13 protein-coding genes are annotated in these 14,830 nt (G+C 67.8%); 1 reads left to right on the forward strand and 12 read right to left on the reverse strand.

Features of this window, described 5'->3' with window-relative positions; all coding sequences use genetic code 11:
- Positions 1–59 precede the first annotated feature (59 nt).
- From era to Q0A27_RS10525, 12 genes are all read right to left on the reverse strand, one after another.
- Positions 60–1,037 carry a GTPase Era gene (era, locus tag Q0A27_RS10470; protein ID WP_291475238.1) on the reverse strand — a complete coding sequence of 326 codons (978 nt, stop codon included), beginning with the start codon at positions 1,035–1,037 and terminating at the stop codon, positions 60–62.
- Entirely contained in the window at positions 1,027–2,394 is a 1,368-nt protein-coding gene (locus tag Q0A27_RS10475; RefSeq protein ID WP_291475240.1) for a hemolysin family protein, read from the reverse strand. Before Q0A27_RS10475 ends, era begins: the two co-directional genes overlap by 11 nt.
- Complete coding sequence (ybeY, locus tag Q0A27_RS10480) at positions 2,391–2,942, reverse strand: rRNA maturation RNase YbeY (RefSeq protein ID WP_291475242.1); 552 nt, start codon at positions 2,940–2,942, stop codon at positions 2,391–2,393. The genes Q0A27_RS10475 and ybeY overlap by 4 nt, the downstream gene beginning before the upstream one ends.
- Entirely contained in the window at positions 2,939–3,949 is a 1,011-nt protein-coding gene (locus Q0A27_RS10485) for a PhoH family protein (RefSeq protein ID WP_291475244.1), read from the reverse strand. Before Q0A27_RS10485 ends, ybeY begins: the two co-directional genes overlap by 4 nt.
- A gap of 34 nt (positions 3,950–3,983) precedes the next feature.
- Entirely contained in the window at positions 3,984–4,739 is a 756-nt protein-coding gene (locus Q0A27_RS10490; RefSeq protein ID WP_291475246.1) for a 16S rRNA (uracil(1498)-N(3))-methyltransferase, read from the reverse strand.
- Positions 4,740–4,741: 2 nt separating this feature from the next.
- Entirely contained in the window at positions 4,742–5,881 is a 1,140-nt protein-coding gene (gene dnaJ, locus Q0A27_RS10495; protein ID WP_291475248.1) for a molecular chaperone DnaJ, read from the reverse strand.
- Between the two features lie 49 nt (positions 5,882–5,930).
- Entirely contained in the window at positions 5,931–6,968 is a 1,038-nt protein-coding gene (gene hrcA / locus Q0A27_RS10500) for a heat-inducible transcriptional repressor HrcA (RefSeq protein WP_291475249.1), read from the reverse strand.
- A gap of 19 nt (positions 6,969–6,987) precedes the next feature.
- Positions 6,988–8,136, reverse strand: coding sequence for a radical SAM family heme chaperone HemW (gene hemW / locus Q0A27_RS10505; RefSeq protein ID WP_291475251.1), 1,149 nt, complete (start codon positions 8,134–8,136; stop codon positions 6,988–6,990).
- A gap of 15 nt (positions 8,137–8,151) precedes the next feature.
- Positions 8,152–8,844 carry a hypothetical protein gene (locus Q0A27_RS10510; protein ID WP_291475252.1) on the reverse strand — a complete coding sequence of 231 codons (693 nt, stop codon included), beginning with the start codon at positions 8,842–8,844 and terminating at the stop codon, positions 8,152–8,154.
- A 112-nt stretch (positions 8,845–8,956) separates the two neighbouring features.
- Positions 8,957–10,780 (reverse strand): long-chain fatty acid--CoA ligase, encoded by a 1,824-nt coding sequence (locus tag Q0A27_RS10515; RefSeq protein ID WP_291475253.1) that lies wholly within the window; start codon positions 10,778–10,780, stop codon positions 8,957–8,959.
- Between the two features lie 194 nt (positions 10,781–10,974).
- Entirely contained in the window at positions 10,975–11,169 is a 195-nt protein-coding gene (locus tag Q0A27_RS10520) for a hypothetical protein (protein WP_291475254.1), read from the reverse strand.
- Positions 11,170–11,187: 18 nt separating this feature from the next.
- On the reverse strand, positions 11,188–13,242 hold the full coding sequence (locus Q0A27_RS10525; RefSeq protein WP_291475256.1) for a M3 family metallopeptidase: 2,055 nt from the start codon (positions 13,240–13,242) through the stop codon (positions 11,188–11,190).
- Positions 13,243–13,279: 37 nt separating this feature from the next.
- On the opposite strand from Q0A27_RS10525, the gene Q0A27_RS10530 reads away from it, so the two are divergent.
- Positions 13,280–14,659 (forward strand): carboxylesterase family protein, encoded by a 1,380-nt coding sequence (locus Q0A27_RS10530; RefSeq protein ID WP_291475257.1) that lies wholly within the window; start codon positions 13,280–13,282, stop codon positions 14,657–14,659.
- Positions 14,660–14,830 lie beyond the last annotated feature (171 nt).

Here is a 14,830-nt window from a genome sequence, read left to right on the forward strand (position 1 = left end):
TAGAATCTAGCTGATACCCAGCCAATCGCAACAAGGAACCCCGTCTTACAGCATCGTGGTCAGAACCCGAGCTTGCCGAGCTGCTTCGGGTCGGACTGCCAGTTCTTCGCGACCTTCATCCGCAGGTCGAGGAAGACATTCTGACCCAGCAGATCGATGAGCGACTTCCGCGAGTTGTGGATGATCCGGCCCCACCGACGGTTGTCCTTGCCACGGAGGATCCGCTTCTGGCCCTCCCGCTCGAGGAAGATCACGGCGTGGACCTCGAGGACGCCCTCGCGCTCCTCGGAGGGGAAGACCTCGTCGATCTGCACGGCCACCGAGTGCGGCAGCTCGTCGTGCAGGCCGGACAGGGCGGCCTCGCGGATCAGCTCGGACATGCGGGTGTCGCGGTCATCGTCGGTGATGTGGTCGTCGGGGTAGAACTTCGGGCCCTCCGGCAGCTGCCCGGTGATGACGTCGAGCAGGACGTCCAGCTGCACCTGCTCCTTGGCGGAGACCGGGATGACCTCACCTCCGTCCAGCAGATCGTGCAGCTCCATGAGCTGTGCGCCGACCTGGTCCTTGGACGCCTTGTCGAGCTTGGTGACGATGCCGATGACCGGGGTCTTCGGTGCCGAGGCCCGCACCGCGTCGAGGATCCAGCGGTCACCGGGTCCGATCTTCTCGTCGGCGGGGATACACAGGCCGATGACGTCGACGTCGGCGTAGGTCTCCTTGACAACCTCGTTGAGTCGCTCACCGAGCAGGGTGCGCGGCCGGTGCAGACCCGGGGTGTCGACGACGATGACCTGGGAGTCCGGCCGGTGGACGATGCCGCGGATCGGGTGCCGGGTCGTCTCCGGCTGATCGGCGGTGATGGCGATCTTCTCACCGACCAGGGCATTGGTCAGCGTGGACTTGCCGGTGTTCGGCCGGCCCACGAAGCTCACGAAGCCGCTGCGGAAACCCTCCGGCGCACTGAAGTCGACCGGTGCCGCGGCAGCGTCCGGCAGGTCCTCCGGGATCTCGGGGAAGTCGAAACTGTCACTGCTCATCGGTTGCTCCGTTGTCTGTGCCTGTCGCGCTGTTCACGCTGATGTCGTCACTCTCCTCGGACCGTACCGGCCCGGTCACCACAATGGTGCGTACCTTGATCCTGCCACGTCGGTCCCGACCACCCTCACACACGAGGTGCAGTCCGGCGACATCGACCTCCGCGCCCGGCAGCGGGACGCGGTCGAGTTCGAAGGCCACGAGACCGGCAACGGTCTCGACATCCTCGTACTCCTCCTCGTCGAACTCCACACCGGTGTCCTCGTAGAGCTTCCGCAGGTCGTCGAGACTGAGCCACGGGACCACTCGGAACTCGCCGGGGCCGAGGTCCTCGACATCGCCGACATCGTCGCTGTCGTACTCGTCGCTGATCTCACCGACGATCTCCTCGAGGATGTCCTCGATGCTCACCAGCCCCGAGGTTCCGCCGTACTCGTCGACCAGCACGGCGATGTGGATCTGGTCGCGCTGCATGTCCTCCAGCAGGTCGGCCAGCATCCGGGAGTCCGGAACGAAGAACGGCGCACGCATGAGCTCGCTGACCGGAGCCGAACGCTGCTCGGCCGGGGCATCGAAGGTCGCGGTGACGAGGTCCTTGAGGTACACCACGCCGACGACGTCGTCGACGCTCTCCCCGACCACCGGCACACGCGACAGTCCGGACCGGATGCACAGCCGCGTCGCCTGGTCGGCGGACTTGTGCTGCTCGATCCACACCATCTCCGGCCGCGGCACCATCACCGCACGCGCGGTCGTGGTCCCCAGGTCGAAGACGGACTGGATCATCTTCTGCTCGTCGACCTCCACGACACCGCGCTCCGAGGCGATGTCCACGGCTTCGCGCAGCTCGATCTCCGAGGCGAACGGGCCTGCCTTCAGTGCACCACCACCTGCGAACAGGCCACCGACACGGATGAGCAGCCGGGAGAACGGTGACAGGATCTTCGCCGACACCAGCAGCACCGGCGCCGCCTTCAGCGACAGGGAGTAGGGGTTGCGGCGTCCCGCAGTCCGCGAGATGACGCCGACAATGACGTAGATCAGCAGGGACGCCACGACCACCGCCACGGCGACGGCCCATCCCGTGGGCTCGATGAGGTCCTCGGCGACGATGGTCACCAGGACCGCGGCACCGGCCTCCAGCACGGTGCGGATGAGCACCAGGAGGTTGATGTGGTCGGGTCGGTTGTCGATGACCCGCTGCAGCCGGGCCGCCCCGGGGCGTTCATCCTTGACGAGCGACTCGACGCGGGCGACCGAGAGCTGCGCGAGCGCGGTCTCCACCGAGGAGACCACGCCGGCCACCGGCACCACCACGGCGGCGACGGCGAGCAGGACGACAAGGGTGAGACCGGTCATGAGTCGGCGGAATCGTCTCTCTCCGCGGCGGTCGGGAACGCCCCGGCTCCGGTGGGCTTCGGTGCGAAGCTCACGCCCCGTTCCTCCTGGGAGTCGTACCAGTTGGCGAGGATCTCGTTCTGCAGCGCGAACATGCGCTGCTCCTCCTCCGGCACGACATGGTCGAAACCGAGAAGATGGAGGACGCCGTGCACGGTGAGCAGGTCGAGCTCATGGGCCAGCGGGTGGCCGGCCTTGTTCGCCTGCCCCTGGGCGAACTCGGGGCACAGCATGATGTCGCCGAGCACTCCGGGTCCCGGCGGCGGACCGTCCTTGCGTCCCCAGCCCGGGGTGAGCTCATCCATCGGGAAGCTCATCACGTCGGTCGGGCCGGGCAGGTCGAGCCAGCGCAGGTGCAGGTCAGCGATGGTCTCCAGGTCCACGATGTGGATCGAGAGTTCCGCGCTGGAGTGGACGTCCAGGCTCCACAGGGCGAAGCGGGCGACATCGATGAGCTCCTCCTCGTTCACCTCGCCCATGCCGGACTCGTTGTAGACCTCGATGCTCATACCTCGTCTCCTTCCTGCTCCGCCTCGAACAGGTCGTAGGCCTCGATGATGCGTCCGACCAGGTGGTGGCGGACCACGTCGGAACTGTCGAACTGGGTGACGGTGACCCCGTCGATACCCGACAGCACCTGCCTCGCCACAGTCAGGCCGCTGACCTGGTGACGGGGCAGGTCGACCTGGGACAGGTCACCGGTGACAACGATCTTCGAGCCGAAACCGAGCCGGGTGAGGAACATCTTCATCTGCGCCGGGGTGGTGTTCTGCGCCTCGTCGAGGATGACGAAGGCACCGTTGAGGGTTCGGCCGCGCATGTACGCCAGCGGAGCGATCTCGATGACGCCGGACTCGATGAGCTTCGGCACGGCCTCCGGGTCAAGCATGTCGCCCAGGGCGTCGTACAGTGGACGCAGGTAGGGGTCGATCTTCTCGCCGAGGGTGCCCGGCAGGAAGCCCAGCTTCTCCCCCGCCTCCACCGCGGGGCGGGTGAGGATGATGCGGGTCACCTCGCGCTTCTGCAGGGCCTGGACGGCCTTGGCGACGGCGAGGTAGGTCTTACCGGTACCGGCAGGGCCGACACCGACGACGACGGTCGACCGGTCGACGGCATCGACGTAGTCGCGCTGGCCCTGGGACTTCGGGCGCACTGACCGACCCCGACGGGTGACGATGGCGTCCCCCGCAATGCTGGTCAGGGTCGTGGCCGTGGTCACCGGCATGGTCTCCGGCTCATCGTCGTCGACGAGGTCGACGGCGCGGCGGGTGAGATCGGGGGTGATGACGTGCCCACGGGAGGCCATGGACTCGAGTTCCCGCAGGACGCGGCGGGCGCGGGACACCTGGGCGGCCTCGCCGCGCAGGGTGACGTGGTTGCCGCGGCTCAGCAGGTCGGCGGCGACATGGTCCTCGATGATGCGCAGATTCTCGTCGGCGGTGCCGGCGACGGCCTGTGCGGTGTCCGGGTCGAGTTCGACCGTGGTGGAGGCGATACGCCTCGGTGGTTGCTTCACATTTCTCCTGTGTACTTTCTCTGACTGTTGCAGTCTATCGTGCCCACCGCGTGGTGAGCACTCCGATCGCGCCGAGGGCGACGGCGGCGGCACTGGCGGTCCGGTACACTTCCGGCCCCAGGACGACCGGCTGCCCGATCTCCGCCTCACGCGGCGAGACGCCGCCCTCGGGCCCGATGACGAGGACGATCTCGTCGACGTCGAGGTCCAGCTGCGCCAGCGGGGTGGCCGCCTCCTCGTGCAGGACCAGAGTCAGGATGCTCTCGACCGGCTCCGGCCACGGCCGGTCGGCCAGCACGTCCGCCAGATCGTCGATATCGGTGAGCAGGTCACCGACATGTGCCCCGTCGAGCCGACGGGACTGCTTCATCGCGGAGACGGCCACAGCCTCCCACTTCGCCCGGGCCTTCTCGGCTTTACCGGGTTTGCCGTCCCACTTCGCGATGCAACGGTCGGACTGCCACGGGATGATCCGGTCCGCCCCCGCCTGCACCGCCAGGTCGACGGCAAGTTCGGAACGCTCGGACTTCGGGATCGCCTGCACCACGGTTACCCGCGGCCGCGGCGACCGGGCCGGCAACACACCGACGCCTGCCACAGTGTCCGCGGTACCGAAGGCGGCGCTGACCCCCAGACCGTTCCCGTCTGTGAGCACCACCGGTTCCCCGGTGCGGATCCGCTTGACGGCGGCGTGCTTCGCCTCGGCGGCGGGCAGTGTGAACTGTCCTGCCTCCCCGACCCGTTCCAGCTGGTCGGCGAGGTCCGGGACGAGGAAGACGGGATCAGTCACGGTTACCTGCCGAACTTCCCGCGCAGCCGGGAGAACAGGCCACCGGCCCGCTCATTCTCGGTGGTACGCACCCCGGCGGTCTCGCCGGACCGGTTCTGCAGTTCCTCGAGGAGCTCACGGGAGCGCTTGTCGAGGTCGGTGGGCACCGTGACATCGACATGCGCGATGAGGTGCCCGTGTCCATCCCGGCGCAGATGCGGCATACCGGCACCCTTGACGCGGACCACGGCCTCCGGCTGGGTGCCGGGGTCGACGGCGACCGTGGAGGTCGACCCGTCCAGCATCTCCACGTCGACACTGGTGCCCAGGGCGGCGTCCACCATCGGGACGTGGACGGTGACGTGCAGGTCATCGTCCTCGCGCACGAAGCACGGGTGCTCGGCGACATGGACCTCGACGTAGAGGTCGCCGGCGGGTCCACCGCCGGGGCCGACCTCACCCTTGCCGGACATGCGGATGCGCATGCCGTCGCGGATACCGGCGGGGATGTTCACCGGGATGTCGCGGCGGGCCTTGACCCGGCCGTCGCCGGCGCACTCCTCACACGGGTCCGGGATGATCTCGCCGGTGCCCTGGCACCGTGGGCAGGCCCGCGCCACCTGGACGCGGCCGAGGATGGACTGTTGGACCTCCATGACCTGACCCTGCCCCTGACAGGTCGGGCAGGTGTCCGGGTCGGCCTTCGTCTTCGAGCCGGTACCGTCGCAGACGTCGCAGAGCACGGCGGTGTCCACCGTAACCTCACGCTGGACGCCGCTGAAGCACTCCTCCAGCGTGAGCTCCATGCGCAGCAGCGCGTCATTGCCGGGACGCACGCGGGAGGCCCGGGGTCCGCCGCCGGTCGCTCCGCCGCCGAAGAAGGCGTCGAAGATGTCACCGAAGCCACCACCGCCGAAGCCACCGGGGGCGCCGCGGCCGTAGCCGGGGTCCTGGGGGTCTCCGCCGGCGTCGACGATGCGTCGCTTCTCGGGGTCGGTCAGGACTTCCTGCGCGACGGACGCCTCGCGGAACTTCTCCGCGGCTTCCTCGGAGGGGTTCACGTCCGGGTGGTACTTGCGGGCGAGTCGACGGTAGGCCTTCTTGATCTCGGCGTCCGTCGCGTCATGCTCGACACCGAGGACGGCGTAGTAGTCACGAGCCAAGGGAATACTGCTTCCTTTACGTTCTCAGTTGTGGTTCTCGGCAGGCATTCTACTCCCCCGCCAGAATCCTGCTCACATAGTGGGCGACCGCATGCACCGAACTGATTGTCCCAGGGTAGTCCAGGTACGTCGGCCCCAACACACCCATGGCGCCGAGCACCGCCTCGCGCGACCCGTACCCGGTCGAGACCACCGTCGCAGACTGCAGTTCGGCGGTCGCGTTCTCCTCACCGATGGTGACGTTGACGCTGAGGTCACCGAGGTCGCGGACGCCGGACAGCAGCCGCAGCACCACGACCTGCTCTTCCAGTGCATCGAGGACGCCCTCGAGCTCCCCGACCCGCACGATATTCGGCGTTCCGGCGATGACCAGCCGGTCATTCGGCCGGTTGAGCAGGGTGTCCACCAGGACAGCGGCACAGGTCAGGGCGGCGTCCTGCAGTCCGGCGGGAACGCGCGGGTCATCGCCGGCGGCCATCGCGGCGATCTCCGCGGAGGCGTCGTCGAGGGTGTGACCTACGAGTGTGCTGTTGATGAGATCCCGCAGCCGCGGCAGGTCCTCGGCCGACAGGGCGGTCGCCAGGTCTACGTTGCGCTGGTCGACCTGCCCGGTGTCCGTGATGAGCACGAGCAGCAGACGGGTGTCCGCGAGCTGCACGACCTCGCAGTGCTTGACCCTGCCACGCCGCAGGTCGGGCAGCTGGGCGACAGCGACCTGGCGGGTGAGTTGGGCGAGCAGCTGCACACTGCGGCGCAGCACGTCCTCCATGTCCACCCCGTCCTCGAGGAAACTGAGGACGGCCCGGCGCTCCGGCGGGCTCAGCGGCTTGATCCGGTGGATGCCGTCGACGAAGACCCGGTAGGCCTTCTCGGTGGGGATCCGTCCCGAGCTGGTGTGCTGCTGGGTGATGAACCCCTCGGACTCCAGCACCGCCATGTCATTGCGTACCGTCGCCGAGGAGACCCCGAGGCTGTGCCTGTCCACCAGCGCCTTCGACCCCACCGGTTCCTGGGTGGAGATGAAGTCGGCGACGATGGCCCGCAGGACCTCGCTGCGCCGTTGATCCGCCGTGCTCACTTTCGCCATGCCCGACAGTCTAGTCGTCTCAGTCGTCCTCTTCGACGAGGATGTCGGTGATGATGCCGTCGGCCAGCAGGCGCCCCGCACCGGTCAACCGCGTCCGTCCGTCGACCTGCTCCAGCAGACCGAACCCGACGTGCCGGGCGACGGCCTGGGGCGCGTGGGCGACCATCTCGTCCGGCAGTCCCTCAGCCAACCGGAGGCCGGTCATGATGCGTTCGGTGTGCACGTCGGCCTCACTGAGCGGTTCTGTCTTGACCACCGGGGAGTTGCCGGACGCCAGGGCCTCGGCGTAACGGCGCGGCAGTTTCGCATTGACCAGGCGGGTGATGCCGTTCCGGCCGTGCAGCCGGACGCAACCGTGGGCGCCGGGGCCGGCTCCCCACCACTGCCCGCCACGCCAGTAGACGAGGTTGTGCCGGCACTCCCCGCCCGGCCTCGACCAGTTGGAGACCTCGTACCAGCCCAGGCCCGCGTCCTGCAGGGCGGCGTCGATCATCTCGTAGCGGTCGGCGTAGACGTCCTCGTCCGGGGCGGGGAGCTGTCCCTTGCGTACCTTGCGTGCCATCGCGGTCCCGTCCTCGACGATGAGCGAGTAGGCGGAGATGTGGTCCACTCCGGTCGACAGGGCGGCGTCGATACTGCGTCGCAGGTCATCGTCGGTCTCGGTCGGGGTGCCGTAGATGAGGTCGAGGTTGACGTGGTCGAATCCGGCGGTCAGGGCCTCGGTCGCCGCGGCGGTCGCCCGGCCCGGGGTGTGGTTGCGTTCCAGCACCTTGAGGACATGGGCGGACGCCGACTGCATGCCCAGCGAGATCCGGGTGTACCCCGCGTCAAGCAGGGCGGTGAAGAACTCCGGGGAGGTCGATTCCGGATTCGATTCGGTGGTGACCTCCGCACCGGGCGCCAGGCCGAGGCTGCGTCGTACCGCACCCAGGACGCGGGTCAGACCGTCCGCCCCCAGCAGCGACGGTGTTCCACCGCCGAGGAAGACAGTGGACGGCGGTCCCGGCCGGTCCCACTCCGCGGCGGCCCGGTCAAGCTCGGCCTCCAGGGCGTCGAGGTACGTCCCGACTGACGAGGTGCCGTCCTCGCCGGGGGTGTAGGTGTTGAAGTCACAGTATCCGCAGCGGGTGGTGCAGAACGGGACGTGAATGTACAGGCCGGTGTCCACGGGGGTCGAGGGTACTCACCCGGCCGCGGAGCGCCGACGCCGGGCCCGGACCCTGGCCAGGACCCGCTCGACCCGGGCACGCTCAGCGAGGAACTCCGGCGGGGCCTCGCCGCGCATCTCGGCGACGAGGACGGGGTGGTCGCCGACCACCTCACGCTTCCAGGCTGCGACGGTCTCGCGGGTCTGCGTCCACGACCGGGCGAAGGACTGCGGCAGCAGCACGCTCTGGTACTCGACCGCCTCCCTGGTCTGCGCGACGACCCACTCCGCCAGCTCGGCGAGATCCGCGGCAAGCTCGGTGTTTCTCCGACGCAGCGCCATCCGCAGCGTGGCGGTGCTGACGACCGGGCTGGTCGGCGCGACCGACGGTGCCGGCGGCGGGTCCTGGTGCGGGTGGAGGAAGGAGAGGGTTCGCCCCGGGTGGAAGTAGTTGCCCTCCGGGGCCGACAGAGACGCCGAGAGGGTCCCGGAGTTCACGCCGGAGACGAACGCCTGGCGCAGTCCGTTGATCTCCGCGAGGTACTGGCGGACCTCGCCGCGACCCTGCTCGACGGCATCGGACAGCTCGTGAATGCAGTCGTCGACGAGTTCTGTGTCCCAGTCCGTCATGGCTGCCGCGACGTTGTCGATGCCTTCCGCGATCTCGTCGCCGATGTCGTACACCCCCTGGGTGAGGTCGCGGAGACGCAGGCGCGCGGCATCATGCACGTCGGTCTCCTCTCGTCGGGGTCCTGCCGGTGATCGAACGTGACAACCATAGGACAGCGGACACCCCGGCACCGGGAGGCGGGGCCGGGGTGGGACGCGTGTGAAAGGTGTGTCAGTGGGAGTTGTAGATCCAGGCGATGTCGTCGGCGAAGTGCTGGGAGACCACGAAGCGCTTGACCTTCATCGACGGGGTCATCTCACCGTCTTCCTCGGTGAAGTCACGGGCGCAGATGCGGAACTTCTTGATCCCCTCGGCATGGGACACGGTCTCGTTCGCCTCGTTGATGGCGTCCTGGATCTCGGCACGCAGCACCGGGTTCTTCGCCAGTTCGGGGACGCCGGTGTTCTCCGGGACGTTGTTACGCTTCTTCCAGGCGGGGAGGGCCTCCTCGTCGAGGGTGATGAGGCAGCCGACGAACTTCTGGTCGTCGCCGACGCCCATGGCCTGGGAGATCAGCGGGGCGGACCGGAGGATGTCCTCGAGTGGCCCCGGGGAGATGTTCTTGCCGCCGGCGGTGACGATGATCTCCTTCTTACGGCCGGTGATCTTCAGGTGGCCGGTGGGCAGCAGCGCGCCGAGGTCACCGGACCTGAGGAAGCCTTCCTCGTCGAAGCTGTCCTTCGTCGCCTCCTCGTTGTTCCAGTAGCCGTCGAAGACGACGGTGCCCTTCATGAGGATCTCGCCGTCCTCGGCGATGCGGACGGTGTTCCCGCCGACAGGCCTGCCGACGGTGCCGATGATGTTGTCCGGCTCGAAGTTCACCGCGATGGCCGCGGTGGTCTCGGTCATGCCGTAGCCCTCGTAGATCCGCACGCCGATGCCCCGGAAGAAGTGCATGAGCTCCGGGTTCAGCGCGGAACCGCCGGAAATGCAGTACTGCAGGGAGCCTCCCAGGGCGGCGCGGACCTTGCCGTAGACGAGCTTGTCGAACAGTGCGCGCCTGGCCTTGAGCAGCACACCGGGGCCCTGTCCGCCGTCCAGGGCCTTGGAGTACTCCACGGCGGTCTTCTCGGCGAGCGGGAAGATCTTCGCTCCGATGCCGCCGCCGTCGACGGCTTTGGACTTCACACCGGCGTGCACCTTCTCGAAGACGCGGGGGACACCGAGGATAACGTGCGGCTCGGCGCGGGAGAACTCCGGGACGAGGGTGGACATCTCGGACCAGTGGGACTGGGACGCGCCGCCGAGGGTGACGGCGAGGGACACGGCGCGGGCAAGGACGTGGGCCAGCGGCAGGAAGGTCAGTGCACGGTTGCCTTCGACGGCGATGCCGCCGATGGGGTTGGTGAGAATGGCACGTGCCTCGCCGAGCCAGTTCGAGTGCAGCAGACGGCAGCCCTTGGGCCGGCCGGTGGTACCGGAGGTGTAGACGAGCGAGGCGACGTCGGAGGACTTCGTCGCGGCGATACGGGCCTCGATCTCGTCGTCGGAGATGTCCTTGCCTTCGGCGATGAGGGTCTCGACGGCGCCGTCGGTGATCGAAAGCACCCGGTCCAGGTGCGCGCCCTCGGCCGGTGCGGACGCATGGACGAAGGTGTTCAGCCGGGTGGCGTGGCCGGACTTCTCGGCGATGCCGATCGTCGCTCCGGAGTCCTCGACGATCCACTCGCACTGCGACGTGGACGACGAGGGGTAGACCGGCACGGACACGGCGCCGGCGGCCATGATCGCGAAGTCGAAGAGGTTCCACTCGTAGCGGGTGTCCGACATGAGGACGACGCGGTCCCCCTGCCCGACGCCGTTGGCGATGAGGCCCTTGGCCACGCCGTACACCTCGCGGAGGAATTCGTCGGCGCGCACGTCGACCCACTCGAACTTCCGGGGCCGGCTGTAGAGGACCGTCTGCGGACGGCGGCGGGTGTTCTCCCGCAGCACGGTCAGACAGGTCTCGTTCTCACCGATCGTGTACAAGGCCTCCGAGGAGTACTCCTGCATGTCTCTCCTTACATTCAGTGTCTGAGTGTGGCTCGTGACACATTAATTATCCAACGGTATGTGAACATACCGGTCGAAAGGCGGCCGTGGGGGAAAATCACGGAACTGATATCAGAAAATTACAGTTGCCAACCAAACTATTACAAGGAAAATAATAAGGAGTACAAGAGCTTGTCGCACCCGTGAATGCTGCTTCACTCCGCGTCACCTCCTCCCCCGTGTTCCCCGAACACCCGGTGCTCGGAGTCATCCCGTGGCAGGACGCGGAACAGGACCCACAGCAGAGCTGCGGCGACCGCCAGCGCCACCAGGGCCAACGCCACCAGGACCAGCGGCGTCTGGAACCACACCGGCAGGCTGACCACCCACTGTTCGAATCCGTCCGTCACCCGGCTGATCCTACCCGGTCAGCCCCGCGAACCCGACAGTCCCCGACGACGCAGCAACGGCTCCACACTGCGTTGCTGACCACGGAACATCCAGAAGGCGTCGTCGTAGTCGATTGTCGCGCCGCGGGACAGGATCATCCGACGGAACCGGTCACCGGCGAAACGGACGTCATCGGCATCCGGGTGTTCAGTTCCCGCCGCATCGGTGTCGACGAAACCCTGGAATCCGTCGGCGTCAAGGACCTCGGCCCACAGGTAGCTCCAGTAGTCCGCGGAGTAACCGCCGGCGAATATGTGGTTGAAGTACGTCGACGAATAGCGCGGTGCCAGTCCCGGTACCGCGAGCCCGGCATCCTCCAGCGCCTGTCGCTCGAACTCCGCCACATCGGTCACCTGCCCGGCCTGCGCGGTGGTCAGCCGGTGCCAGGCCAGGTCGACCCGGCAGGCTGCGAGGTACTCCGTCGTCGCGAAGCCCTGCCCCCACCGGGCCTCGGCGGTCACCGCGGCGACGAGCTCCGGCGACAGCTGCTCACCGGTGTCGACATGGCGGGCGTAGTTCGCCAGCACCTCCGGCTCCAGCGCCCAGTTCTCGTTGATCTGGCTGGGGAACTCCACGAAGTCACGCGGCACATTCGTGCCGGACAGGCTCGGGTACCGGACATCGGAGAGCAGCCCGTGCAGGCCGTGGCCGAACTCGTGGAAGAGGGTGGTGACCTCGTCGAGGCTGAGCAGCGCCTCCTCCCCCTCGGCAGGCTTCGCGATGTTGAGCACATTGACGACGACCGGGTTCTGCCCGATGAGGTTGTTCTGGTCGACGAAGCTGCTCATCCACGCCCCACCACGCTTCGTGGACCGGGCGAAAAGGTCGGTGAGCAGCAGGCCGATCGCGGTACCGTCCGCTTCAGCCACCTCCCAGACCTGCACATCGGGGTGGTAGCCGACAAGATCCGTGCGCGGAGTCACCCGGATCCCGTAGAGCCGTTCCGCGGCGAAGAACACACCGTCGCGGAGCACCTGCGACAGTGGAAAGTACTTCTTCAGTTCGGCGGTGTCCACCGCGAGATCCTCGGCCCGCAGCTTCCCCGCCCAGTACGGCCAGTCAGACTCGCCCAGGTCACAGACGTCCTCACCGTTGACGTGTGCAAGGTCCAGGGCACGCTTGTACTCGCCGTGGGCGTTGTCCACTGCAGCGGGCGTCACCGTGTCCAGCAGGTCGTCTACCGCCTCAACGGTCCGGGCGGTCTCCTCGGCGATGACGAAGTCCGCATGGCTCGCGAACCCGAGCAACTCCGCCCGGCGGGCCCGCAGCCGCGCGGTCTCGAGAACGATGTCACTGTTGTTGCCGGTGCCGCGCGCCCGCGACGCCGCGGCGACCTCGCGGCGCAGGTCGGCATCCGCCAGATCCTCGAGGATCGGCTGCACGCTGGGCAGACCCAGGCGGATCAGCCACCCTTCCTTCCCTTCGGAGGCGGCGTCCTCCCGGAGCTGGGCCTTCTTCGCCGCGCTGAGCCCGGTGAGCCGCTGCTCGTCGGTGACCAGCACCGCACGGTCGGCGGTGGAGGTCATGAGGTTGCGGCCGAACCGGGTGGACAGTTCGGCGAGCCGGGTGTCGATGGTGGACAGTTCCTCGCGTCCGGCGTCGTCCAGGTCCGCACCGCCGCGACGCAAAGTCCGCAGCCAGTGCGCCAGCAGCGCCTCATTCTCACTGCCCTCCGGCTGCGCGGGCATGGCCTGCACGCGCTCGTAGAGATCCCGGTTGAGCAGGATGCGGGTCCAGTGGGCGGAGAGCTCCGGGGCGACTGTCTCCTCGACAGCGATGACCTCGTCAGTGGCGTCGGTGCCGGCGTAGTTGAAGATGATCGCCAGGACGCGCTGCAGCATCTGGCCGGACACCTCGAGCGCATCCATCGTGTTCTCCCAGGTGGGGGCGTCAGAGAGGGCGGTGATCGCGGCAATCTCGGCGTCATGGTCGTCGAGGGCGGTCCGGAAGGTGGGGACCAGGTCGGCGACGTCGATCGCGGCGAAGTCAGGGAGTTCATGGTCAAGCACGGAGGGTTCGAGCAGCGGATTCATACGCCCCAGCGTAACCGGGGCCCCTAGAGTGGTCGCCATGACACAGCCCCTCCCTCCTCAGTTCACCACCCCGTACGGCCGTGTGTCCGGATCCTCGCGTGACGGGGTGTCCGTGTTCCGCGCGGTGCCGGTGGCTCACACGCACCATTTCGGCGAGCCGGAGCCGCCGGAACCATGGGACGGGGTGCTGTCCTGCGCGGACGCCCGGGAGCGCCGCGACCTGCGCCTTCCCACCACCGTCTCGGTCTTCGCCCCGCAGGACGCCTCGCCGGAAGGGGATCTGCCGGTGATCGCGTGGATCCACGGCGGACGCTACGAGGAGGGACACGGCGACGACGGCTGGTACGACGGTTCGACGTTGGCCGCAGCGGGGTGCGTGGTCGTGACATTGAACTACCGGATGTGCCTGGAGGGCTTTCTGCCCCTCTGTGAGGACGAGCCCGGGTCCTTCCGCGGCGTCGATGACCTGGTCCATCAGCTGCGGTGGATTCAGGACGCCGTGTCGCAGGTCGGCGGGGACGCCTCGAATGTCACCCTCGTCGGGCAGTCCGCCGGTGGTGGACTGGTGATGAAACTGCTCACCGACCGGCGGGCAGATGACCTGTTCCACCGCGCAATGGTCCTCTCCCCTGGTCTGCCGCGGATCCTGCCACGAGTCGGATGGTCGGTGCGCCGCGCGGTCGCGTGTCTCTGTCTGGGGTCGCGGCTGACACGGGAGAGGGTGAGCCGGCTGAGTACGGCACGGTGCACGCGGGCGTACCGGCGGATGTCGCTGATCTACTCAACAGACTGCGCACTGGGACCGGGGCCCGTCGACCTCGACGAGCTGAGGGAGGTGCCGCTCATGGTTTCGACGATGGAGGACGAGTTCATCCGCTTCCCCGGGGTGATGCAACTCGACCGGATGGTCGCGCGACTGGGCCTGCCGTCGTGGGTGATGGTGCCGGGAATGCGGCTGCTCGGGGTGCCACGACGGAAGCTGGCGGGGTGGTGTCGGTATGTCGATGTTGACCGTCCGATGGGTCGGACGGTCGGCGACACGATGATCCGCCGGTGGGCCTCGGCGCTGCTGGAGGCGATGCCGGGTGACCGGGTGTGGTCGTGCGAGTTCCGCGGTGGACAGTGGCAGGGCGAACGGATCGACGCGCAGCACTGCGGCGAGCTGCCGATGCTCTTCGGGACGCTGGATGTCGGTCGCAAGCTCGTGGAATCCACCTGTGGCCCAGGCACACAGGAGAGACTCACCGACCTCGGCGCGCGCTACCGCTCCTCGGTGCTGTCTTTCGCCCGTGGTGAGGAGCCCGGGTGGGAACCGTTCGGTGATCAGCGGTCGTCGCGGGTGTTCAGTCTCCTCGGTGAGTCTGATACTGAGGCCAAAGATCCCTACCGGTCGATCAGGACGTTGATCACGGTCTAGCCGGCTCAGAACGGAACCTTCTCGAGTGCCGTGCGGGTGGTCGCTCTCCACTGTTCGCGGGCTTCGTTATGTTCGGCCCGGGCGGCGACTTTGCGGGCCAGGGACTGGTCGAAGGTCGTGATCGCCGTGGCCATCGGCCCGGTCGGCACGGTGGTGACGGTGTGCCCGTCA

It is taken from the genome of Corynebacterium sp., from assembly GCF_022712275.1.
Lineage (GTDB): Bacteria > Actinomycetota > Actinomycetes > Mycobacteriales > Mycobacteriaceae > Corynebacterium.

Coding starts and splice junctions, on each gene's coding strand:
- era (WP_291475238.1), bottom strand. CDS start 1,037: ATGAGCAGTGACAGTTTCGACTTCCCCGAGATCCCGGAGGACCTGCCG.
- Q0A27_RS10475 (WP_291475240.1), bottom strand. CDS start 2,394: ATGACCGGTCTCACCCTTGTCGTCCTGCTCGCCGTCGCCGCCGTGGTG.
- ybeY (WP_291475242.1), bottom strand. CDS start 2,942: ATGAGCATCGAGGTCTACAACGAGTCCGGCATGGGCGAGGTGAACGAG.
- hrcA (WP_291475249.1), bottom strand. CDS start 6,968: ATGGCGAAAGTGAGCACGGCGGATCAACGGCGCAGCGAGGTCCTGCGG.
- Q0A27_RS10515 (WP_291475253.1), bottom strand. CDS start 10,780: ATGCAGGAGTACTCCTCGGAGGCCTTGTACACGATCGGTGAGAACGAG.
- Q0A27_RS10525 (WP_291475256.1), bottom strand. CDS start 13,242: ATGAATCCGCTGCTCGAACCCTCCGTGCTTGACCATGAACTCCCTGAC.
- Q0A27_RS10530 (WP_291475257.1), top strand. CDS start 13,280: ATGACACAGCCCCTCCCTCCTCAGTTCACCACCCCGTACGGCCGTGTG.